This window comes from Providencia sp. 2023EL-00965, from assembly GCF_033550225.1.
GTDB lineage: Bacteria > Pseudomonadota > Gammaproteobacteria > Enterobacterales > Enterobacteriaceae > Providencia > Providencia manganoxydans.
This window is the reverse complement of sequence record NZ_JAWUEH010000002.1, coordinates 63,771-86,087: the sequence shown is the minus strand read 5'-3', so window position 1 is coordinate 86,087 and position 22,317 is coordinate 63,771. Positions and strand designations below refer to the sequence as shown.

The following is a 22,317-nucleotide window of genomic DNA, read 5'->3' as shown; positions in this document are numbered from 1 at the left end:
CTCATAAAACGAACTAAAAAATTATTTTGCTGGCGTTGCATTAACCGTTGATAATGCGGGACTGGCTGGAGAGCATGGCAGCAATAACATGCTTGATAATGATGTGATATTGTCAGGTATTCGTAATTCACATTGCTTTTCTCCGGCCCAATAAACAGAGAGTGTCTCTTGAGGGGAAATACCAACCAACCACGTCACCCCATCTTCTCCAACAATGCCTAATTCACGATTATCGGTATTACGTACACTGGCACCAAACGGCGGATTTTTACCATTATTCAACGATAAAATGGCAAATAGCTTTTCACCTTTCATTACCGATAAGCTGCGATAACCAATCGCGCCTTTGGTTAAGGTGATATCCGTCGTTGACTCCAATGTTTCTAAATTCTCCGGTAGCTGGCTGGTATTAATCGATGCTGTCGATTTACGATAACTATTCACGTTAGGAATAACCGCAAGCCCAAAACGGTTAGTTTTGATCACACCGCTATCTAGAGGCACATCACCCACCCCCGGTGTTTCAATCATTAGACGCGTATCGCCATTCGCGCTACGGTGTAAAGCGACCCCGTGAGCCGTCGCGGTGATCCCACTGTTAATTGAAGCCCCAAAACTACGGTATTGTTGCGGCACATAACTGGCGTTCGCCGATAAGTTAGCTTGCGATAAGTCACGTGAATAATAGCCACTGATACTCGATTGACTTTCCATATTTTGTCCATGGTTATAGCCAACATTCAGGCTGTAATTATCACGGTCGCTATAGCCGCTATACCCAACACTATGGTTATATTGGTTATTACCTCCGGCGCGCGAATACAGCTCGGAAAAGGTAATATTGTGCCCGCTATACAAAGGGATCGTTAAATACAGGTTGATCGCATCATCTTTATAGCCGTTATCACGCTCAGTACGCGTTGCCGATAATGAAATATTGGCATCTTGTTGCGATAGCACAGGAATACTGATATTCGTGCTGGCATATAATCCATACTGTGTCTGTGGCTTATCTTGCCAATAAGTACTGTATTGATAATTCAGCGATAAATTGAAATTATCAAAATACTTATTCAAATAAATTTGATAGTTTTCTTTTGGTGCTCGCACCACGTACCCTGTGCGTTCTTGATCCATAAACTGAGTGAGTGTGCGGTAATTTCTATCCGCAAATCGGTAGCCTGCGAAGGTAATATCCGTACGTAACGCATCAAACGACTTTGCATAGTTGAGGCGAAATGAGCGTCCTTGCAGAGTTTGGTTGGTAAAATGGGCAAAAGACTGTGTAATATCGAATGACAAAGCACCGAAAGCAAACAAGTCTCGACCAATACCAATCGCCGCAGTTTGGTAATCACCATTAAGTTGCGAGCCCCCATACAGTGACCATGCATTGGATAAACCATACGACAATTCACCCCCAACCACAGGTTTACCAGTCAGGTTATGGCCGTTATAGCGCGTTTTACCAGCCACTAATTTATAAATAATGCGTCCGGGACGGGTTAAATAAGGCAGCGAGGCCGTACTGAGGCTAAATTTTTTCTCTTCACCATTTTCTTCACGCACCGTCACATCAAGTACACCACGTACACCACTGTCTAACGTCTGAATACGGAATGGGCCCGGTGGTACCGTAGTTTCTAAAATAATTCGATCTTGGCTACGCACAATGACCGTAGCATTGGTATTTGCCACACCAATAATTTCTGGTGCATAACCTACCAATTTAGGCGGTAACATACGGTCGTCACTTTCTAAGGAAAGGCCTGTGTATTGCCATGACTCAAATACATCGGAATAGAAGTAGTTTTCACCAATGGTTAAAATGGAGGCAAGTTTCTTCAAGGACGTAAACGCATACAGTCGGCTAAAATCAAAATTATGCGTTTCTTGTGGGTTGCTGCCGCCGTGCTGCTTTTGATAGGTTGCGTTATAGTCGCCACGTAAACGCCAAGCACCGAGGTTAATACCCGCCGTACCATTAGCAGATAAATAAGTACGCTTATTGCCTTTGTTCTCTTCGGTCACCGAAACATTCGCGTTGTAATCAACAAAAGCCCCATTAATCCCTTCTTCCCATAATGCAGGCGGGACCCAGTTAGGATCACGGTATTCCATCCATAATTGTGGAATAGTAATTTTCAGTGATAGCGTGGGCAATTCAATTATCGATTGCATACCTTTTAATGCGGAAAGATCAAGGCACTGGCCATCATCGTAAGTCGTGACTTTTTCTTTTGCCGAATCTTTCAAACCAATCAGATCCAATAAATTAGCCGGTATACAAATTGCTTGGTTCTGGTCATTTTGTTCAAGAACCGCAATATCACGAGGTGCACCTAAGCGCTGCCCGTTAACAAAAACGGTTAATACATAGTTTCCGGGAGGCACATAACCGGCAACAGAAAATTGGCTCATATCCACGTTTTGCATATCTTCTGCATCCAATACATCCGTATTGAATTCTGTTGCATACGCCGTGCATGCACTGACGCTCACCGCCAATAAAACGGCCAGCCTTATTTTGCTAAGTTTGAACATCATGCTCTGTACCATCCCAAAGACAACAAAAATGCCGTCCTCAATGTTATTATTGAAGAAGTGTTTCTATGCTTTATTGATAATCGATAAAAAAACGAACTAACCCCTGATAACTTCCTGCTTGTAACGGTTTCCCGGTCAGTTCTAGCCGTAAAAAATAACGTAAAAAGAGGGTTTGCCCTGATTTACCTTGCCGTAACACACTCTTAAACAAAGGGTAGCTTTCTCCAGGTATCAAGATATTTTTCGTGTTATCAAGCACAGAGACTCCCAAACCTTGGGAAGGCCCTTGTAAGACAAATGCATGGATATTGTCAGCTCCTTGCCCATCAAAACGTATCGTCCATGTTTTGCTATCAATAGTGCTATACACACTGCCACAATCACGAAGCTCAATATCAAATGGCCGAGTTTGTTGTTCTCGTTCTACCGCCGTTGAAAGCTTGGTCATCGTTAAAGATGAAAAATCGACCGTTTGATAACGATTTGACATCACAATCGAACATGGCGTCGAGATCACACTGCCAACAAGTTGAGTCACCCCTTCATGGCGCATACCCACCTCTTTCGCGGCAAAAACTGGTGTACCACCAAAGATAAGCGAAAATAAGATCCCTGTTATTTGCAGACCAACATGTTGATAAACAGCCACCCATCTCTCCCTAACAGGCATCAAAAATCCGCCCGTAATCTGACTGTTAACAAACAAAAACTGTTTGACGGCAGTCACTAGAGGTTGTTAAATATTCGAAGAAAATCAATTTATTGATTTTCAATTGAAATACGAAGAGGGAGAAATTACCGTTTGCCCCTCTTCGTGAGCAAGATTGGCCGCCAGTGTTCGCTGGCGGTCAATTTATCGACTTATTGATATGTGATACGGAAGTTAGAGATAGCACTGAATTTACCTTCAGCCACATCTTTAGTTGTATCAACTGCTTTAGCTAGTGCCTTGAAAGTTAATGTGTTATCACCAGTTTGGTTTGCAATACGAGGTAATACGTCGGTCGCTTTACCGAACTCGAAACCGTCGATCAAAATACCAAGGTTGTTTGCATTTCCTGCTGAAGTTGCCAACAATGTATTGTCTTTATCTGCATAAGTTTGGCCAGTAAATACCAATTCCATTGATTTCACTGCTACAGGTTTACCTTCAGTATCTTTACCAAAGTTAGCAAAATCACAGCCTGTAAATTTGATATCGAAATCTGCTTCCGCCGCTTTACCACTTTCCAGTGCCTTACGTGACAGCTGCCCAAAATCAACAGTTTGTTTCAGAGAAGACTGCTCAATATTGCAAGGTGTGTTAACAACAGAGCCCACAAAGTTAATTGTCCCTGTGTTATCGGCCATTGAGCTGAATGGAACAACAGATGCCGCAAATACAGTTGCAATCGCTAATTTAGTTAATTTCATTTATTTTTCCTTTCTAGTAAAAAGACAATAGAAACCATTCACCCTTTTAAATAAAGGTGTTAATTTCATTTTTTTTTGAAACGTAAAAGTTACATCATTAATAACAGCATCATCCTGTTGCTATTTAAGTCCCTTATTTATCGCTAAGCGAGATAGTCGATCCTATAGGCTATAAATAGCCTATAGAATATTTTTTCATACTCATTATTAAATAGAAAAGTAAACTTCTATAGAAAGTGCTTTCTTTCCTGTATTCTCATTTCCATCATATCATCTGAATAATTAATCATGACGGAGAAAAAAAATTCTGACCAGCTTTTCCCTAAAATATCGAGCATAACATCGAGAGTTTCAATATTAATGCCGGATTCGCCTCGTTCATAGCGTGAAATTTGTTGCTGACTAACCTGCATTAATCTGCCCAATTGATGTCCTGTGAGAGATTGATTCTTTCTTGCTTTTTTTAAAAAGCTTCCAATCTCCTTTCGTAATAACTCTTTATTTTTTGTCATAATATAAACCAACAATAAATAATTTACTCAATTTATCTTAGTATCTTATTACTCTTAAAAAATGACTCTGTAATAAGATAAAAATTGAAAAAACTGTTACTTTAAAATCGAAAAAACACCTAACTGGAGTTGAATATAGGATTAACCACCTAGAGAGTAAATACGTTTATAACGATCGATCTTAAAATTTTAATAGAAAATAACTATCAAAAATAAATAATTGATCGTTATATACAATATACAGTTTAATTTAAGCCAATAATATCAAAACATTGAGGAAATAACCCATAATATGGGTATTTGAAATACTCTTATTATGGGTTATTCATATTTGGTGTATGTTAATATATTTAACGATATTTTCATTTTGTTACAAATTTAATTTTTTTGATATAGTTTACTTTGAAAATACATTTCCTTTTTTTAAAAAAAACATAATCACTGTTAATTTAAGCATATGAGCAACCCAAAATATTATTAATTAAAAATCAATTAATTAGTAATTGAGAGGCATGCGTAACGTATTGAACAAGAAGTATTAGAGAAAAAATAGATAATTCATCTTAACTATAACGTATGTAAATAAAAATCCCATTTAATGAGTATTAACTCTTTACTGTTAAATTTAATGTATTAAGCTATACAACAAAAAATGCTATTATAATCTCTCTCTTTAGCCTCACCATCATTCATTTCATATACAGCTTCTATTAATTGCATTCCTCCTCTATTTTTCATTTCAGTTAAAAGTGCAGAACTCTAACTAAAAACCGCCCCATCTCAATCAAAGTCTAATCCCCTACTTTGATTAATAAAAAACGTCTAGAAAAAATTAACTTTAATTAACACCTTGTTCTATATTAATAATCTCTCATTACTGGTTTTGTTCTTTCATAAATTTAGCCAATATGCACAATCTAGCAGAACGAGCAAAAGACTCAGTAAACCGATTATTGATATTGAACTTGAGCAACAACAACCCGCGAACCTTCGTGAACGTTTATTTTATTAAAACCCAATACTATCGCTCAAATCTGCTAATGATGAACGGATAAGACCTCATCAAAAATGGTTCACAATGTATATGGTAAGTGGATAGCCGAAAACGATGTTAGCTAAACTGATATTTTAAATGAATAATGCCCTATCACTGCTCCAAGAAAGCAATAATAAGGCAATTAATTCATTATATTCAAATGGGTAAACCAATTACACAGGTATAGACATCACCTCTTGATATGCCGCCACCAACTTATTACGTACTTGGATCCCCATCTGAAAGCTCAAGCTGGCCTTTTGCATATCCACCATGACATCATTGAGCGATACATTCTCTTTCCCCAAGGTAAAATCTTCGATCTGTTTCGCCGAGTGGTTTCTGACGTCATTAATTTGCTCCACAGCTGACACAAGATGATCCGCAAATCCTACAGGCTCAATAATAGGTTTGCTGTGATTGGCGGCTTGGGTAGCAGTCGCTTGCAGCTGTGATAGCGCCCCTTCAATAGCTTGAATAGTCATGTATTTCTCTTCAATTTCATAGGTGAATGGTCATCGCATTCTAGTTAGGCATGCTTACCCTAGCACAGGCTTTTTAACTTGAAGCCGATAAATAACACCAAATTTATAGGCTGATTCCGTCATTAGATTTATTAGAGTCATCAATAATAGCAACGTAAAAAAGTGACGTGACGAAGAGGGAATAACATTGTTTCGCCAAAAGTGTTTTCATCTGTTGATTTTGCAAGGCAAGGAATATCTATGAGTGCCGCATCTAAAGAAACGGGAGAGGCTTCAAAAGGGTTTGCATCTATTGCTACGCGCCTCAAATCATCCCCAAAAATTCCACTAATGATTGCTGGTGCTGCGGCGATTGCAGTTGTTGTCGCCCTACTTCTTTGGCTACGCAGTCCTGACTATCGAGTACTTCTTAGTAACCTCAGTGCCAAAGACGGTGGTGATATAGTCAGCCAATTAACACAAATGAACGTGCCTTATCAAATCGCTGATAATGGTAGTGCAATTTTGGTACCCGCGGATAAAGTTCATGAACTACGTCTTAAATTAGCGCAATCTGGATTGCCTAAAGGAGGCAATACGGGTTTCGAACTGTTAGATAAAGAACAGTTTGGTATCAGCCAATTTAGCGAACAAGTTAACTACCAACGTGCATTGGAAGGTGAATTATCACGCACCATTGAATCACTGAGCCCTGTCCAAAACGCACGTGTTCATTTGGCCATCCCAAAACCCACTTTATTTGTTCGTGAACAAAAGCTCCCGACAGCCTCAGTCACCGTAGGATTACTACCGGGACGCATGTTAGATGAAAGTCAAATCACAGCAATTGTCCATATGGTCTCCAGTAGCGTTTCAGGTTTAACCGCTGCAAATGTGACGATTGTCGATCAAACAGGTCGTTTACTGACTAACAATGATAACAGTCAACAATCGGCTAATAGCGCACAAATAAAAATGACTAAAGAGATGGAATCCCATCTCAAACAACGGATTGAAGATATCCTGTCACCATTAGTCGGTCGCGCTAACGTGCATGCACAAGTCACGGCGCAAATGGATTTCTCTAAAGTTGAGCAAACCTCTGAGGAATATAAGCCGAATCAAACACCTGAAAGTGCGGCAATACGCTCACGACAAAACAGCCAGAGCATGCAAAACAACAATGGTGGAACAGGTGGTGTGCCGGGAGCATTATCCAACCAACCACCAAGCGCCCCATCAGCACCTGTTTCGACGGATAAAAACAACCAAACTAGCCAAAAAAATAATATGTCGGGTAATGGTTCAAGCCACTCACAGAGTGATGAAACCACTAACTACGAGGTTGACCGTAAAATTAGTCACACTCAGCGTCAGATAGGTGTTGTTGATAGATTATCAGTCGCAGTGATCATCAATTACTTACCGCAAGAAGGTGAAAATGGCGTCCAAATGAAACCATTACCACCAGAAATGATGAAGCAAATTGATGCGCTAACCCGTGAGGCAATGGGGTATTCAGTTGATCGTGGAGACTCTTTAAACATCACTAACTCATTATTTACCAACGAAACCGTTGTTGAAGAACAACCTTCGATGCTGGAAAACCCACAGCTTATCGCCCAAATATTGGATTACGGTAAGATCCTCTTAATCGCCATTATCGCTTGGTTTATGTGGCGTTTCGGTATCAAGCCACAATGGGTGAAATACCGCCAATCACAGCAAGCGCAAGTGACCGCCGAAACTTTTGTTGCGACTCAACCTAAAACCCCGCTCGTGGTTGATGAAGAAATTAATGAAGATATGGACGAACAAACACGTCGTCGCCTGACTCGCCAACGTGTCAGTGCTGAAATTCAAAGTCAACGTATTCGTGAAATGGCAGAGAAAGACCCACAAGTGGTTGCCATGGTCATTCGTCAGTGGTTAGGAAAAGCACAATGATATTAACAGGAACCGAAAAAAGTGCCGTGATGCTAATGACACTCGGCGAAGATCAAGCCGCAGAGGTCTTTAAACACCTGAATCCCAAAGAAGTTCAACAACTGAGTATGGCGGTTTCTAACATGCGCCAAATCTCAAATAATGAACTGGCTGAGGTACTCACCGAGTTTGAAGAATCCGCCATTCAATTTGCAGCACTCAATATTAATACCAATGATTATCTACGTTCAGTGCTGATCAAAGCATTAGGTGAAGAGCGTGCGGCTAGCTTGTTAGAAGATATCTTTGATAAACAAGAAAGTACATCCGGTATTGAAAGTCTCAATTACATGGAACCGCAAACCGTGGCCGATATTATTCGTGATGAACATCCACAAATTATCGCCACGATATTGGTTCACTTAAAACGCAACCTTGCTGCCGATGTTTTAGAGCTGTTTGACGAGCGCCAACGTAATGACATCATGCTACGTATCGCGACCTTTGGTGGTGTACAACCCGCAGCCTTGGCCGAGCTTACCGAAGTTCTTAATAACTTATTGGATGGTCAAAACCTCAAACGCAGCAAAATGGGTGGCGTAAGAACCGCGGCTGAAATCATCAACCTTATGAAAAATCAACAAGAAGAAAGTGTGATTGATGCAATGCGTGACTACGACGGCGAATTGGCACAACGCATTATCGACGAAATGTTTCTATTCGAAAATCTTATCGAAGTCGACAATCGCAGCATTCAACGCATTCTACAAGAAGTTGCCAACGATTCGTTGGTTATTGCCCTTAAAGGCAGTAATCAAGCACTACGCGACCACTTCCTTAACAATATGGCGGTACGTGCTGCTGAAATCGTTCGCGATGATTTGGAGTCCCGTTCACCTGTCCGTATGTCACAAGTAGAAACCGAGCAAAAAGCGATCTTGATGATAGTGCGTCGTTTAGCAGAAAAAGGCGAAATCAGCATTGGTGGTGGAGACGATGTCTATGTCTAAATCACCAATCGATCAACAATCATGGAAACCTTGGCAACTGCGTGAATTGAATCAATGGGATCTCAATTCCCCAGCTATTCCTTCATTGGATGACCTACCAGAGCCTGATAAACCGAAAGTTCCCTGTCTTGAGCCGCAAGAGGTACTTGAGCAAATCAATCTATTGGATAACTTAAAAGAAGAAGCCCAACGTTCAGGTTACCAACAAGGCCATGAACTTGGACAAAAAGAAGGTTATCAAGTCGGTTTTGAGCAAGGGTTACGTGCAGGTGAAGAACAAGGTCGCCAACAAGCTCTCGCGCAAGAACAGCCAATCATTGAAACTTGGCAAAAATTACTGTCCGAGTTTAATTATTCAATTGATAGTTTCGATACCGTCATCACCACTAAGTTGCTACAAATTGCCTTAACTGCCGCTAAACAAGTATTAGGTCAATCAACTATTTGTGATGGCACAGCACTACTAGAAGAAATCAGCCATTTATTACAACAAAAACCCATTTTCTCAGGCCAGCCTGAGCTACATGTCAACCCTGCTCACATAGAGCTGATTGAGCAACATTTAGGTTCATTATTAAGCCTTAATGGTTGGCGTCTAGTTGCCGATCCTAAGCTACACCTCGGTGGTTGCCGTGTCGTCGCTGAAGATGGCGAAACCGATATGACCGTCGCGACACGTTGGCAAGAATTGTGCCGCCTTTATGCGCCGGAGACCTTGTCATGACCGTGAGAATGGGTCGCTGGATAGCAACACTGGATGATTTGGAATCTCGAATGAAAGGGATCCCAATGACACGCCATTATGGTCGCCTCACTAAGATCACCGGTTTAGTGATGGAAGCAGAAGGCATTAAAATGCCATTAGGAGCGACCTGTTTTATCGAACGTGCGATTAATGGTCGTCATGATGAAGTAGTATGTGAAGTCGTCGGCTTTAATGGCGCACGTATGCTATTAATGCCACTGGCTGATCTCGAAGGAATTGCGCCAGGTGCTCGTGTTTATGCACAAACTACCGGCGATGACGGCCAAACTAGCCGCCTGTTACCACTCGGTGATGAATTACTGGGCAGGATCCTAGATGCACAAGGCACCCCACTTGATGGTAAAGGCCCATTAGATGTTAAACATCGCGCACCATTAATCACGCCACCAATTAATCCACTTGAAAGAACACCGATTAATAGCGTACTGGATGTTGGCGTTCGCGCTATTAATGCGCTTCTCACCGTAGGCCGTGGCCAACGTATGGGGCTCTTTGCCGGCTCAGGGGTGGGTAAAAGTGTGTTACTTGGCATGATGGCTCGCTTCACGCAAGCTGACATCATTGTGGTTGGCCTAATTGGTGAGCGAGGCCGTGAAGTTAAAGATTTTATTGAAAATATTTTAGGTGCCGAAGGATTACAACGTGCAGTCGTAGTAGCCGCCCCTGCTGACGTTTCCCCCTTACTACGTATGCAAGGGGCCTCTTATGCCACACGTATCGCCGAATACTTCCGCGATCTTGGTAAAAACGTACTGCTGATAATGGACTCACTCACTCGTTACAGCATGGCACAGCGTGAAATCGCACTCGCAATTGGCGAACCACCTGCAACAAAAGGCTATCCCCCCTCTGTATTTGCAAAATTGCCTGCATTGGTTGAACGTGCCGGTAATGGCAAAAACGGAGGCTCGATCACCGCTTTTTATACCGTACTCACAGAAGGTGATGACCAACAAGATCCGATTGCCGACTCTGCACGCGCTATCTTAGATGGTCATATTGTGTTATCGAGAGCGCTTGCCGAATCAGGCCACTACCCCGCTATCGATATTGAGGCTTCAATTAGCCGTGCCATGACTGAGCTCATTGATAAGCAACACTATCGTTTGATCCAACGGTTTAAACAACTCACCTCCAGTTATCAACGCAACCGCGATTTGATTAATGTCGGCGCTTATGCAGCAGGCAGTGATCCCATGTTAGATATGGCAATCCAATATTACCCACGTATGTCGACATTTTTACAGCAAGACATTGATGAGCGTTGTGATTATCAAACGGCTTGTGAGCAATTAGTTCATGCGATTCCCAATGAATAATGAGGGGTGAGATGAGTAACAATAATGCGTTAACAACATTACTAAATTTAGCCGTAGAAGCTTCCGACGAAGCGGCAAAAGTGTTGGCTCAAGTTAGACAAACGCAAGTACAAATGTCTCAACAACTCAACATGCTAGAAAATTATCAAACTGAGTATCGCCAAAAACTCAATCAAACATTACACAGTGGAATCGATGCTGATAAATGGCAGAACTATCAACAATTTTTAGTCACATTAGAACTCACCATTGAGCAACAACAGCAACAGCTAACGTTATGGGAACAGCGCGTGAGTGAAGCTAATCGCCATTGGCAAGAAAAACAACAAAGAGTGAATGCGTTCGATACCTTAATTCAACGTGCCGAACACAGTAAAAACCAGCGATTAAACCGTTTAGAGCAAAAACAGATGGATGAATTTGCTCAACGTGCAACGTTACGGAGAAACCAATAAATGGACGTCAATACGCCTAACGCCCCCGCAATTTCTTCATCTACGGGGCTAAAAAACAGTCATAATCAACAAAATGATCCGCGTTTAGATGCCGATCAAGTGCCAGTATTGCCCTTCCAAGCAGTTCTTGATAACCAGCAACCGGTTCAAAAACCTACAAACACCAATGATCTTACTGCTAACAAAACATCCCATACAGCTGCTGACACAGTACAAACGGAAAACTCGCCACAACCAACAACTAAGCAGCAAGCTGAGCATGCCATTGATCAGATGAATTACAGTCGAACTTTACGTCGTGACGGTGAACACCCCGTATTACAAACACAGCTACTTAATCAAACAGATAGCCTAGAGCAGACTTGGCTAAATAATTTAAAAGTGACAGACGACAGTAAAACATTCATATCTGCTTCAACGCAGTTTGCTGATGGCAAACAAATGGCCCTTATTCCTTTTGCTGAAAAATCAGTACAACTTAATGCCTCATTTGCCGCTACAGTGCAATCTGAAGAGGATAGTGAACTGCGCGTACCGATACGACTCACCGATCTTGATAATAAAGACCAACCTGCACACTTAACTGCTTTTATTAAAAATGAAAAAGAAGAGCGCAAAGATCAGCCTTTATTACCGTTGAATGAAAGCAAAAAAATTGTCGTGAAAGATTTATCTCCTGACTTTATGCCACTAAATAAAAAGAGCATAGAGAGGGAAACATTCTCAGTATCCCAAGCGATCAGCAATGGAGAAAATACGGGCAATCTGAAGAGTGCCTTCACCTCTTCTGTCGATAACTCTCTACTACAGCCTACGTCAACTCAATCGGCCTCTGCACATACAGTCAGTATGATGCCGACACCTACCGCCACACACACTGTCAGCACCAATACACCGATGATACCCATGCAACCGGGAGTACCACTTGGCAGTGAAGCATGGCAACAGCAAATTAATCAACATATGCTATTTTTTTCACGCCAAGGTATTTCACAGGCACAAATTCGCTTACACCCTGAAGATCTGGGTTCCCTAAATGTCCATTTACGCATAGAAGATAACCAAGCGGTAATGCATTTTGTTTCACCTCATAGCCATGTTCGCGCAGCAATGGAAAGCATGATGCCAATATTGCGTAACGCACTCCAAGAAAGTGGCATTCACCTAGCACAGGGCTCTGTAGGACAAGACACCCCTAATGGCCAATCAGGTTCAAACAAGCAAACCGACCATCAACAAAGTTTACCCTCCTCCAGTGCAACTTTAGTCGGTATCGCTAGCAGTGAGTCATCATTGACTCCATCAGCTCAACCAGTGACTCGTGCACGAGGTGGCATTGATACATTCGCTTGATTTTCAAACAATAGGTGGTGATTTCGTAACTAAAGCGCCGAGTTACCCCCTTTTTGTTTCGTTTTTCCCCCCTTTAGACTGGCTCAATCAAGCCATAATGCTAAAGATTACAAAGTAAAACCCTAATTGGGTTTGGTTTTTATCAATAGGAATTTTGCTAACATGCCGTCTTCAAGCAATTCATCTAAAAATTCAAATAAAGGGCTAATGATACTCTTTGCCCTTCTTGCCATCGCTGGTGCAAGTTTTGGCGGTTACACATGGTGGACAACACAGCAGACGGCAAACCCAGTCAATGAAGATGAAAAACGCATCAATATGCCTCAACCCATCTTTATGGATTTAGAGCCCTTCACCGTAAATCTACCTGGCTTGAATGAATCACCTGATCGCGTTTTATATATCAATGTGACCTTACGGCTCGCCAATGAAAAATCACGTAAGCAACTTCACGAATACTTGCCTGAAGTTCGCAGCCGCTTGTTATTACTGTTGTCTGAACAAAAACCGAAAACACTCAGTACCCATGAAGGGAAACTACAGTTGATGCAAGCCATTAAAGAAACTCTTTCACCGACGCTGATCCCGGGAGAGTCAGGACAAGATATTTCAGACGTATTATTCACGACCTTTATTTTGCGGTAATTCAGATGAGCGATAATATTTTATCTCAGGCTGAAATCGATGCGTTGCTCAATGATGATGCACCATCATCGAACCAATCAGCGACACCATCCAAAGACAAAGAACACGTTCGTCCTTATGATCCGAATACACAGCGCCGTGTTATTCGCGAGCGTATGCAATCACTTGAAATCATCAATGAGCGATTTGCACGTCAGTTTCGTATGGGATTGTTCAATATGCTGCGCCGTAGTCCAGACATTACGGTAGGTGGCATTAAAATCGAGCCTTATCATGAATTTGCTCGTAATTTACCTGTTCCAACTAACTTGAACTTGATCCATATGCCACCCTTACGTGGCACGGCACTGTTCACATTTGAACCCGCGTTGGTGTATATCGCAGTCGATAACCTATTTGGTGGTGATGGCCGTTTCCCTGTTCGCTCTGAAGGTAAAGAATTCACTAATACTGAACAGCGTATTATTAATAGGATGTTGAAACTCGCTTTGGGTGCCTATCGTGATGCTTGGAAACCAATAGCAGATATCGATGTGGAGTATGTGCGCTCAGAAATGCAGGTAAAATTCACCAATATCACCACTTCTCCAAATGACATCGTCGTTACCACGCCTTTCTTAGTGGAAATTGGCAATACCATTGGTGAATTCAGTATTTGTATCCCTATCGCTATGATCGAGCCACTGCGTGAGCGGTTAATTAATCCCCCCGTAGAACAAGGCCACCAAGAAAATGAAGCGTGGGTCAGCAATTTAGTCACGCAAGTCAAACGCTCAGAGTTAGAACTTGTCGCTAATTTTGTCGATATTCCATTACGAATATCTCGCTTACTGCAACTGCAAAAAGGGGATGTGCTCCCTATCGATAAACCTGACCGATTAATGGTCAGTGTTGATGGTGTGCCCGTATTGACGAGCCAATATGGCACTCAAAATGGTCAATATGCATTGCGTGTAGAACATTTGATTAACCCTGTTTTAAACACTCTAGATGAGGAAAGTACCAATGAGTGAGGCGAATAACTCTCCTGATGCATCAACCAATCACGACAGTGAAGATTTATGGGCTGAAGCGTTGGAGCAACAAAAGAAAGCGGGATCCTCCTCAGCCAGTGCACAGGCGTTTGCAAGTTTAGATGGGCAAAATACGCTTGATCAGCTTTCTGATATTAATTTAATTATGGATATCCCAGTTCGTCTATCTGTCGAATTGGGTCGCACTAAAATGACTATCAAAAAACTATTAAGCCTTTCACAAGGCTCAGTGGTTTCTCTTGATGGACTTGCTGGTGAGCCATTAGATATTTTGATTAATGGCTATTTGATTGCTCAAGGTGAAGTGGTGGTGGTCTCTGACAACTATGGTATCCGTATTACCGATATCATTACACCGTCAGAACGCATGCGCCGTTTAAGCCGTTAATAGGTTAGAGACTGATATGAAAACGACTCCATTTATTAGCCAAACCGAACAACCAAGCGGTCAGGCGATCCCCGCCCTCAGTAATAGTCATAGCTTAATGCAAATATCAGGGGCATTAGGTGGGATCATCTTGTTAATACTGGCTGGTTCATGGTTAGTGAAAAAACTCGGTCTCGCCCCTAAACAATTAGGTAAAAGCCAATTATTAAAAGTGAAAAGTAGCTGTTCACTTGGCAACAAAGAACGTGTAGTTGTGGTAGAAATGAATAATGAATGGCTGGTGCTAGGTGTAACTGCTCAGTCCGTGAATTTACTGCATCAATGCCCCGCTGTGAATAAAAAACCGCTTACATCGGTCCCTGAGCCGCTGACATTTCAATCTGTGTTCAAGAAAAAACAAGATGCAGTTGAACAAGTGGCCTCCAAAATAACAAATTACCAATAATTGGAAGCACACATGTTCCCTTTGAAAACGATAACTGTGATCGCTTCATTATTACTCCCCACTCAAGCTTTCGCTTCCTTGCCGCCTATTATCAGCCAAACACTACCTGATGGTGGGCAAAGTTGGTCATTACCAGTACAAACATTACTGTTTTTAACCTTATTGGGCTTTATCCCTGCCTTACTGTTAATGATGACCAGTTTTACTCGCATTATCATTGTATTAGGTCTATTACGTAATGCACTCGGTACCCCTTCTGCACCACCGAACCAAGTATTATTAGGTCTGGCACTATTTTTAACCTTTTTTGTGATGTCACCGGTTGCCGATCAAGCTTACCGCGAAGCCTATCAGCCATTTAGTGAAGATAAAATTAGCTTAGAAACTGCTTTAGAAAAAGGCACGGCACCATTTCGCACCTTTATGTTAGGACAAACTCGCGAATCAGATTTAGCGCTATTCGCACGGATCGCCAAAGTCGGTGATATTCAAGAAGCCAAAGACGTGCCAATGCGTATTTTAGTCCCTGCTTTTATTACAAGTGAGCTTAAAACCGCTTTTCAAATCGGCTTTACCATTTTTATTCCGTTTTTGATCATCGATCTCGTGGTCGCTAGTGTATTAATGGCGCTCGGTATGATGATGGTGCCGCCGGCAACCGTGTCTTTGCCTTTTAAATTAATGCTATTTGTTTTAGTCGATGGCTGGCAGCTGCTACTTGGTTCTTTGTCACAGAGTTTTTTTAACTAATAGTATTGAGTCATTTATGCTCAAAATCATTCGAAGTGCTGATGGGCAACAAGTGAGCCAATCGCTAAGAGCATATATAAGTAGATGATGAGAAGCGAATGAACGCAGTCAACAACACTGCAATTTGAAGTATGACGAGTATCAATGAGGAATAGTGATGACACCTGAATCCATCATGGCAATGGGCACAGAAGCCATGAAAATTGCTTTAATGTTAGCCGCACCATTATTGCTGGCGGCTCTTGCTGCGGGGCTGATTATTAGCCTATTGCAAGCCGCAACACAGGTGAATGAAATGACCCTGTCATTTATTCCCAAAATCCTCTCCGTGATTGCAGTGATCATTATTGCTGGTCCATGGATGCTCAATCTACTGCTTGATTACATGCGCGCGTTATTTAGTAACCTGCCATTTATCATTGGCTAGCCATGTTAACCATTACCAGTGAAACGCTAACGCTTTGGTTAAGTCAAGGTTTCTATCCTTTTATTCGCCTATTAGCCCTATTTGGCACCGCCCCCTTCTTCAATGAAAAACAATCTATTACCAAAGCACGTATCATCTTAGCTTTTTTTGTGATTTTAATTGTTTCGCCGCAACTGCCTATCGTCAATATTCCTTTATTTTCAGCAATGGGGTTATGGGTGATTGTTCAGCAAATCGTGATTGGTATTGCTATCGGACTCACGATGCAGATGGCATTTGCCGCTGTACGTCATGCAGGTGAGGTAATTGGATTACAGATGGGACTTTCTTTTGCCACCTTTTTTGATCCAACTGGCGGCCCGAATATGCCCATTTTAGGACGTATTCTAAATCTGATTATGTTACTACTATTTCTTTCCTTCGATGGCCATTTGTGGCTGATTTACATCGTGATCAATTCATTTGAACTGATCCCAATTCAAGTCTCTCCTCTTAATCGAGACGGTTTCTGGTCATTAGTCCAATTTGCCAATAGTATTTTTATCAATGGGTTAATGTTAGCACTACCTTTTATTACCTTGTTTTTAATCCTTAACTTAGCCCTTGGTATTCTGAATCGTATGACTCCACAACTTTCGGTGTTTGTCGTTGGCTTCCCTCTGACATTAACCATTGGTATCAGCATGTTAGGGTTAATTATCTCGATCTTACCACGTTATAGTGAGCGTTTGATTCATCAAGCCTTTGAGCAGTTGTCACTGATGTTTGGGTTGTTTGTGGGTTAGGTAAACTAGGTAGTACAGCAAAGCTACCTATGTGGCAATGAACTAATAAGTCATTATTTAAATCCGGTGGTACTTTTTCTAAGCTGCCTGTGCGGCAGTGAACCAATGAACGTTACTTGTGGGAACAGGGCGTTATTTTCTAAGCTGCCTGTACGGCAGTGAACCAATGAACGTTACTTGTGGGAACAGGGCGTTATTTTCTAAGCTGCCTGTACGGCAGTGAACCAAGACCAAAGCGGTCAAGACCGATACACAACTTTCTAAGCTGCCTGTGCGGCAGTGAACATGTTAAATCTACAGTTATTGACAGCACTCCAATTTCTAAGCTGCCTGTGCGGCAGTGAACACATGGAAAGGGATTCATCAATTCCAGAAGTGTTTCTAAGCTGCCTGTGCGGCAGTGAACTTAATCAGGTGGCTGACTACTTAACGGCTAAATTTCTAAGCTGCCTGTGCGGCAGTGAACTATTGTTAGGAGTATGGAAATGTTTGCCACTATTTCTAAGCTGCCTGTGCGGCAGTGAACAACAGGGATAACCATCCCCGAAAACGTGTAGGTTTCTAAGCTGCCTGTGCGGCAGTGAACAGATATTCCGGAATGGCGCACGCATGACTTTATTTCTAAGCTGCCTGTGCGGCAGTGAACATTTTAGCAAACGTAGTGAAGAGAACTTGCGCTTTCTAAGCTGCCTGTGCGGCAGTGAACGGCAATATCACCTATTCATTACGTCACTTATTTTTCTAAGCTGCCTGTGCGGCAGTGAACAAATCATAAAAAACTACCAGAAACCCGATATTTTTCTAAGCTGCCTGTGCGGCAGTGAACATGGTGACTGTGTGGGAGCCTTAACTGTAGAATTTCTAAGCTGCCTGTGCGGCAGTGAACTAGACTTTATCAAATAAAAAATAAGTTACAACAAGTCGTTAAGCGTATTTCTACAAAAATACCTTCTTTTTCTCTACTTATTGTAACCCATTGTTTTAATATCAAATTTTAAAATAGCAAAAAAACAAGGTCAAAAATGTGGAACTGTTGCTAATTTTATATCGCCAGTAACTGCTTGACTTAATCCATAGCAATTAAACAAACCTGCTTGGGGCTTTTCGGCTGAAAGGCATTTAATAAACAGTGGAAACGGACGGTGCCCACTTGCTTCATCCCGTGATTTAGTTTGCTGACTTTCAACCCATAAAAACGGCAAACGGCTCTGTGCTTTCGGCTGTTTTTCCTTCAGCTGTGCCAAGCAAGCCTCAACCGACAAACCTGATTTAGTTGCATATAGTTGCGCCTTTTTTTGCATATCCAACTGGATCCGTTTTTCACCCTTTACATGTTGGCGTACATAGCTAACCGCCGTAGCGTATTCAGGCACCAGTTGAATTGATTTGATATGCACATAATCAGATAACCTCTCCAACCAACGGCTTATGTTTAACTGAACTAGTGCCTGTTCAGTTTTTGCCAATAAACGCATTTTTTTACCTAATCGAAAACCAACGCTACCATATTCAGGAAATGCAATCGCAACTGCGCTATCTCCTGCGGCTGATTTGTTGTCAACAAGGGCAATATGCGTTTGCTGATAAACTTTTTGCCATAAAAAATCTAACGGTATGGTTGGATCAGGTAATAAAGTTATCTCCTGATAATAGTTCATAGCTCACCTTATTTGTCGCTTTCACCAAATACACCACCACGAACCAACACCGCCATCACATAGTGTTCATCCTCAACACGCGCTAATTTTTCACCTCTAGCCCATTTGTCAAAGTGAGTATAAAAATCTTGCTTAGCACCAGGGGTACGATAAGCCGTACCAAGGTTAGTCACTGCACCATAAGGCTCGATTGCGATTGCGCCAGCGCTATTAACCTCATCATCATAAGCAGGATACCATGTATCAATAGAGCGTAGCGCGTTGCCCACTTTTTGTGAGTGCATCGCCGCATGACCATTGACATGATAAAGGATCTTGCTTTTATTGCCTTTCCCCTTATCCATCACCAACTCTTCACTTGGATAAACTTCTTGTGCTTTTCCTAGTTGTGCATAAGTGGTAATTTCAAGCAATAATGCCCCATCACTATTTGCTAAGGCAGAGGCAATTTTATTTCCTAATTCTGTAACTTGCTTGTCTTGCTTATCAAAACTACGAATGCTGTATTGCGTTGCATCAAATGTCCATTGCTGCTCTTGCCCTGAATTTAATATTTTGACTTCAACTTCAATTTTTTCGGCTCCGACTCGGTTACGCCATAAAAAACGCGCATTAGCAATATTATGCGCATAGCGACGACCTAACTCACGAAAGCCTTCTTTTTCAATATACTCTTTAGCTGCTTTGGTGTAGCTTTCTTTGAATAGTGCATTGTTACAAGCAGAAGGTGATTCAACGCCCCCCAAAACTTTAAGGGTGAATTGATGCTTTAATGTATCTTGTTCGGTACCTAATGCACATGAATCAACGGTTTGTAAATTGGCTTTCTCAACTTCTGCATTTAGTTTTAACGGGTCGTTTTTAACCGCACCTTTTAACCTATTTGAAATGGTTCCGCGAACCGATTTTTCTTGAAGAGCCAAAGGGGTAAATTGGCTTTTATTATCCCAGCTAGTACCGTAAAAATAACCATCAGATGGAACCAATTTTTTTTCAAAGGCCAATACTGAGGCTACATCGTTATTCTTCGCCATTTTTACTCTCCGCTTGTAAAATGTTTAGGTTGAACTTGTTCGCATAAATAGAGATTATTTTCAAAATCCTGTGCATAACACCAAAGTATTTCATCAGGACATTCGGCTTTATTGACCATTAAAAATTGCCCTAATGTGATCATACTTTCTGCAAATCGATGGGAACATTCAGGGTCGCGTTGATTTTTTGCTTTTCCTAATGGAGATATGCCTTGAAACCCTGTTGCTATAGGGACAATCCAGCCCGATGTTTTGCGTTGCATTTTCCATTCAAATTGTTTCTTTTTAGACTCATCACTGTTTTCTATTTCAACACACTGGTTATTTACGGTGACGTAATCTAATAGTGCATCCATGGCATCTTGACCCTCTTGCATCGCTTCAATCATTAAGTCGCGGCGTTCAATTAAGGCATAACCAGGCATTAAGCTATTAAATAATTTAATTTTTTCAGCATTATTGTAGCCATCAGGTAAAATATACCGTTGTGGCATCTCAACCGATAAAATATCGCCACCAGCCAGTTTCATGGTTGGGATCAGCTCATGGATTTTATTTAATACTGCGGTATTGATTGGGGAGTCTTCGTTATCTTCATATTTAATTAATAATGACACATCCAAATGGCACCTTGCTTCTTCAATAAAAGCTGAGCGATTACCGTCTTTATCAAGAGGGTTACCTGTGCCAATAATTGAATTCACAAAATCATCAGGCCCCCGGTAAGTTTGCAAATTACATTCATGGCTGATCACCGCCAGAGCATCAAATTGAACATCTAATTCATAATCATTATTAAGCTTACGTTCTAAAGCATGCATAAAGCCAAGCCATGCGGTCATCGCAGGGAAACCAATTGTCAACGGGCTAGATAAGGCATTGGCATTAAGGACTTTAAGATGCGGTAGTTTAATAAGATAGATAGGCTCACTCATCTTAATAATTCCTTATTTTTAGCCACAATCTCAGCGATGGCATTAAATTCATCATTACCAAATGACAGTGCCTTTTTACCGTTGACCTTGTTATAGCCCGCAATAAATTGGCGAGTTATTTCCGCAATTAGCACCAACAACCAATCATCCAAATCATCACGCTGCTGCTGCATGTTTGGAAATAGCCATGTTTGTTGGTATTTAGCAAGTTTGGTCGGTAAAACGACATCATCTTGTTCATATGCACGGCGGATTTTCCACATCATGATAATTATGTGATCCACATATTCTTGAATTCGATTATCACGGTATTCAGAAAAACGACTACCTCGCTTATCTTTTGGTAATGTAATTAACCCATGAAAAGCTTCAAAAGCCTCTTTTATATGCCAAGGGTTAATACAATCTGCAAAGAAATTTTTTGAGGGTAGTCGTGTTTCCCGTATATTGATCACGGGAGGAAGAGAAGGTAATAAATGTGCCTTACCTGCGTTTTGGTTATTTAGCACCGAAATATTTTGTGGCTTAGTTCCCCCAAAGCCGATGGTGGTAATACCATAAATTTCTTTAAAACCCATTTCGCTATATTCACCTTTGCGTTTTAAGTCACGCAATGCTTTGGTTTGTTCAGAAAAGCGAATATTGTCGATACGTCGACGCATTTCAAACACTATCCCTGAAGGGGTTAATACTGAAAGCAAATGGTAGTCTTCATGATCAGCCCATACGGGAAAATAAACTTGTTTTATTTTTGAGCTAGTCACCGCGGTTTCATCCGTCGCAGCCATAGCCAGAAAGCCTTCCCGTAATTCTTGATAGCTCCCCGTATTTATCGTCAATAATGATTTTGCGAGGGGAGTTTCGGCTTCAATATGAGATAACAGTGTTTTATGATCTTGCATTTGTAAAGTCAAAAACTTATAGACATCTAATGCCGCGGCATTGCCTAATGCATCAGCTTCAACAGTCACATTTCCTGATCGTAAAAAACCATCATTTGCATATTGACTATGTGCAATGGTTGCACTGACTGAACCATTTTTATTTTTACGGGCGCTAGGGTGACTAAATGTACAAGGGTGAGTCGAAATAGATATTTGCCCTGCGCGTTTAGCCGCACTTGGTAGCCACTCATTTAATGAAAAAGTTTTTTCACACTCTTGCTGTAACTGGCTAACTTCATGTTCATTCATTGAAGCTTTTAAATTCTTTTTAAGCCAGCCCTCTTTGCGCTCGGCAAAGAAAGCGTCTATTGCTGGATCAAGCATATTTAGAGGTCCTTGTGACTTAAGTTAAATACCAATCTAGCCGACAACACAAAAACGATCAACCATTATACTCTATAAAAATAGATTTAATTTATACTAGGGATGATGACGACTATGTACCAACTTGATAAACTTCCCAAACTACCG

Annotated in this window: 22 protein-coding genes and 1 CRISPR repeat array; of the genes, 13 read left to right on the top strand and 9 right to left on the bottom strand. The window is 41.4% G+C overall.

Annotated elements, in window-relative coordinates; genetic code table 11:
* Positions 1 to 21 precede the first annotated feature (21 nt).
* From SC428_RS03180 to fliE, 5 genes are all read right to left on the bottom strand, one after another.
* Positions 22 to 2,559, bottom strand: a complete 2,538-nt coding sequence (locus SC428_RS03180) for a fimbria/pilus outer membrane usher protein (protein ID WP_318705815.1) — start codon at positions 2,557 to 2,559, stop codon at positions 22 to 24.
* A 58-nt stretch (positions 2,560 to 2,617) separates the two neighbouring features.
* Positions 2,618 to 3,196, bottom strand: coding sequence for a fimbrial protein (locus SC428_RS03175; protein ID WP_140183160.1), 579 nt, complete (start codon positions 3,194 to 3,196; stop codon positions 2,618 to 2,620).
* Positions 3,197 to 3,408: 212 nt separating this feature from the next.
* Positions 3,409 to 3,960, bottom strand: coding sequence for a fimbrial protein (locus SC428_RS03170; RefSeq protein WP_070926105.1), 552 nt, complete (start codon positions 3,958 to 3,960; stop codon positions 3,409 to 3,411).
* Positions 3,961 to 4,187: 227 nt separating this feature from the next.
* The gene (locus SC428_RS03165) at positions 4,188 to 4,472 is read right to left on the bottom strand and encodes a helix-turn-helix domain-containing protein (RefSeq protein ID WP_070926103.1); all 285 of its coding nucleotides are present in this window, start codon (positions 4,470 to 4,472) and stop codon (positions 4,188 to 4,190) included.
* A gap of 1,209 nt (positions 4,473 to 5,681) precedes the next feature.
* Positions 5,682 to 5,993: a flagellar hook-basal body complex protein FliE gene (gene fliE / locus SC428_RS03160; protein WP_318705814.1), complete on the bottom strand. Its 312-nt coding sequence runs from the start codon at positions 5,991 to 5,993 to the stop codon at positions 5,682 to 5,684.
* A 240-nt stretch (positions 5,994 to 6,233) separates the two neighbouring features.
* On the opposite strand from fliE, the gene fliF reads away from it, so the two are divergent.
* From fliF to fliR, 13 genes are all read left to right on the top strand, one after another.
* On the top strand, positions 6,234 to 7,919 hold the full coding sequence (gene fliF, locus SC428_RS03155) for a flagellar basal-body MS-ring/collar protein FliF (protein ID WP_070926100.1): 1,686 nt from the start codon (positions 6,234 to 6,236) through the stop codon (positions 7,917 to 7,919).
* Entirely contained in the window at positions 7,916 to 8,908 is a 993-nt protein-coding gene (gene fliG, locus SC428_RS03150) for a flagellar motor switch protein FliG (protein ID WP_070926099.1), read from the top strand. The genes fliF and fliG overlap by 4 nt, the downstream gene beginning before the upstream one ends.
* Positions 8,901 to 9,632 carry a flagellar assembly protein FliH gene (gene fliH, locus SC428_RS03145; protein ID WP_070926097.1) on the top strand — a complete coding sequence of 244 codons (732 nt, stop codon included), beginning with the start codon at positions 8,901 to 8,903 and terminating at the stop codon, positions 9,630 to 9,632. Before fliG ends, fliH begins: the two co-directional genes overlap by 8 nt.
* Positions 9,629 to 10,993 (top strand): flagellar protein export ATPase FliI, encoded by a 1,365-nt coding sequence (gene fliI / locus SC428_RS03140; protein WP_070926095.1) that lies wholly within the window; start codon positions 9,629 to 9,631, stop codon positions 10,991 to 10,993. The genes fliH and fliI overlap by 4 nt, the downstream gene beginning before the upstream one ends.
* A gap of 11 nt (positions 10,994 to 11,004) precedes the next feature.
* Positions 11,005 to 11,448, top strand: a complete 444-nt coding sequence (fliJ, locus tag SC428_RS03135) for a flagellar export protein FliJ (protein ID WP_070926093.1) — start codon at positions 11,005 to 11,007, stop codon at positions 11,446 to 11,448.
* On the top strand, positions 11,449 to 12,801 hold the full coding sequence (locus SC428_RS03130) for a flagellar hook-length control protein FliK (RefSeq protein WP_318705813.1): 1,353 nt from the start codon (positions 11,449 to 11,451) through the stop codon (positions 12,799 to 12,801). It abuts the gene before it with no gap.
* A gap of 162 nt (positions 12,802 to 12,963) precedes the next feature.
* Complete coding sequence (fliL, locus tag SC428_RS03125) at positions 12,964 to 13,446, top strand: flagellar basal body-associated protein FliL (RefSeq protein WP_070926089.1); 483 nt, start codon at positions 12,964 to 12,966, stop codon at positions 13,444 to 13,446.
* Between the two features lie 5 nt (positions 13,447 to 13,451).
* Positions 13,452 to 14,459 carry a flagellar motor switch protein FliM gene (gene fliM, locus SC428_RS03120; RefSeq protein ID WP_070926087.1) on the top strand — a complete coding sequence of 336 codons (1,008 nt, stop codon included), beginning with the start codon at positions 13,452 to 13,454 and terminating at the stop codon, positions 14,457 to 14,459.
* Positions 14,452 to 14,868, top strand: a complete 417-nt coding sequence (gene fliN, locus SC428_RS03115) for a flagellar motor switch protein FliN (protein WP_070926085.1) — start codon at positions 14,452 to 14,454, stop codon at positions 14,866 to 14,868. The genes fliM and fliN overlap by 8 nt, the downstream gene beginning before the upstream one ends.
* Positions 14,869 to 14,884: 16 nt before the next feature.
* The gene (gene fliO / locus SC428_RS03110; RefSeq protein ID WP_070926083.1) at positions 14,885 to 15,313 is read left to right on the top strand and encodes a flagellar biosynthetic protein FliO; all 429 of its coding nucleotides are present in this window, start codon (positions 14,885 to 14,887) and stop codon (positions 15,311 to 15,313) included.
* Between the two features lie 12 nt (positions 15,314 to 15,325).
* Positions 15,326 to 16,063 (top strand): flagellar type III secretion system pore protein FliP, encoded by a 738-nt coding sequence (gene fliP / locus SC428_RS03105; RefSeq protein WP_140181654.1) that lies wholly within the window; start codon positions 15,326 to 15,328, stop codon positions 16,061 to 16,063.
* A gap of 157 nt (positions 16,064 to 16,220) precedes the next feature.
* The gene (gene fliQ / locus SC428_RS03100) at positions 16,221 to 16,490 is read left to right on the top strand and encodes a flagellar biosynthesis protein FliQ (protein WP_140181651.1); all 270 of its coding nucleotides are present in this window, start codon (positions 16,221 to 16,223) and stop codon (positions 16,488 to 16,490) included.
* A gap of 2 nt (positions 16,491 to 16,492) precedes the next feature.
* Positions 16,493 to 17,275, top strand: a complete 783-nt coding sequence (gene fliR, locus SC428_RS03095; protein WP_140181649.1) for a flagellar biosynthetic protein FliR — start codon at positions 16,493 to 16,495, stop codon at positions 17,273 to 17,275.
* Between the two features lie 75 nt (positions 17,276 to 17,350).
* Positions 17,351 to 18,161: direct repeats of the CRISPR family, unit length 28 nt; unit sequence TTTCTAAGCTGCCTGTGCGGCAGTGAAC.
* A gap of 130 nt (positions 18,162 to 18,291) precedes the next feature.
* On the opposite strand, the gene cas6f is transcribed toward fliR, so the two are convergent.
* From cas6f to csy1, 4 genes are read right to left on the bottom strand one after another with little or no spacing between them, the layout of a single operon-like run.
* A complete protein-coding gene (gene cas6f / locus SC428_RS03090; protein WP_318705812.1) occupies positions 18,292 to 18,933 on the bottom strand; it encodes a type I-F CRISPR-associated endoribonuclease Cas6/Csy4 in 642 nt (213 codons plus the stop codon).
* An 8-nt stretch (positions 18,934 to 18,941) separates the two neighbouring features.
* Entirely contained in the window at positions 18,942 to 19,967 is a 1,026-nt protein-coding gene (csy3, locus tag SC428_RS03085) for a type I-F CRISPR-associated protein Csy3 (protein ID WP_318705811.1), read from the bottom strand.
* 2 nt (positions 19,968 to 19,969) lie between these two features.
* Complete coding sequence (gene csy2, locus SC428_RS03080; protein ID WP_318705810.1) at positions 19,970 to 20,902, bottom strand: type I-F CRISPR-associated protein Csy2; 933 nt, start codon at positions 20,900 to 20,902, stop codon at positions 19,970 to 19,972.
* Positions 20,899 to 22,170, bottom strand: coding sequence for a type I-F CRISPR-associated protein Csy1 (csy1, locus tag SC428_RS03075; protein WP_318705809.1), 1,272 nt, complete (start codon positions 22,168 to 22,170; stop codon positions 20,899 to 20,901). The genes csy2 and csy1 overlap by 4 nt, the downstream gene beginning before the upstream one ends.
* Between the last annotated feature and the right edge of the window lie 147 nt (positions 22,171 to 22,317).

Bases quoted from the DNA above. Each gene is read 5' to 3' on its own strand.
- csy2 (WP_318705810.1), bottom strand. From the start codon at position 20,902: ATGAGTGAGCCTATCTATCTTATTAAACTACCGCATCTTAAAGTCCTT.
- SC428_RS03170 (WP_070926105.1), bottom strand. From the start codon at position 3,960: ATGAAATTAACTAAATTAGCGATTGCAACTGTATTTGCGGCATCTGTT.
- fliO (WP_070926083.1), top strand. From the start codon at position 14,885: ATGAAAACGACTCCATTTATTAGCCAAACCGAACAACCAAGCGGTCAG.
- cas6f (WP_318705812.1), bottom strand. From the start codon at position 18,933: ATGAACTATTATCAGGAGATAACTTTATTACCTGATCCAACCATACCG.
- csy3 (WP_318705811.1), bottom strand. From the start codon at position 19,967: ATGGCGAAGAATAACGATGTAGCCTCAGTATTGGCCTTTGAAAAAAAA.
- fliQ (WP_140181651.1), top strand. From the start codon at position 16,221: ATGACACCTGAATCCATCATGGCAATGGGCACAGAAGCCATGAAAATT.
- fliN (WP_070926085.1), top strand. From the start codon at position 14,452: ATGAGTGAGGCGAATAACTCTCCTGATGCATCAACCAATCACGACAGT.
- fliF (WP_070926100.1), top strand. From the start codon at position 6,234: ATGAGTGCCGCATCTAAAGAAACGGGAGAGGCTTCAAAAGGGTTTGCA.
- SC428_RS03165 (WP_070926103.1), bottom strand. From the start codon at position 4,472: ATGACAAAAAATAAAGAGTTATTACGAAAGGAGATTGGAAGCTTTTTA.
- fliJ (WP_070926093.1), top strand. From the start codon at position 11,005: ATGAGTAACAATAATGCGTTAACAACATTACTAAATTTAGCCGTAGAA.
- fliG (WP_070926099.1), top strand. From the start codon at position 7,916: ATGATATTAACAGGAACCGAAAAAAGTGCCGTGATGCTAATGACACTC.
- fliE (WP_318705814.1), bottom strand. From the start codon at position 5,993: ATGACTATTCAAGCTATTGAAGGGGCGCTATCACAGCTGCAAGCGACT.
- SC428_RS03180 (WP_318705815.1), bottom strand. From the start codon at position 2,559: ATGGTACAGAGCATGATGTTCAAACTTAGCAAAATAAGGCTGGCCGTT.
- fliH (WP_070926097.1), top strand. From the start codon at position 8,901: ATGTCTAAATCACCAATCGATCAACAATCATGGAAACCTTGGCAACTG.
- fliP (WP_140181654.1), top strand. From the start codon at position 15,326: ATGTTCCCTTTGAAAACGATAACTGTGATCGCTTCATTATTACTCCCC.
- SC428_RS03130 (WP_318705813.1), top strand. From the start codon at position 11,449: ATGGACGTCAATACGCCTAACGCCCCCGCAATTTCTTCATCTACGGGG.
- fliL (WP_070926089.1), top strand. From the start codon at position 12,964: ATGCCGTCTTCAAGCAATTCATCTAAAAATTCAAATAAAGGGCTAATG.
- csy1 (WP_318705809.1), bottom strand. From the start codon at position 22,170: ATGCTTGATCCAGCAATAGACGCTTTCTTTGCCGAGCGCAAAGAGGGC.
- fliM (WP_070926087.1), top strand. From the start codon at position 13,452: ATGAGCGATAATATTTTATCTCAGGCTGAAATCGATGCGTTGCTCAAT.
- fliR (WP_140181649.1), top strand. From the start codon at position 16,493: ATGTTAACCATTACCAGTGAAACGCTAACGCTTTGGTTAAGTCAAGGT.
- fliI (WP_070926095.1), top strand. From the start codon at position 9,629: ATGACCGTGAGAATGGGTCGCTGGATAGCAACACTGGATGATTTGGAA.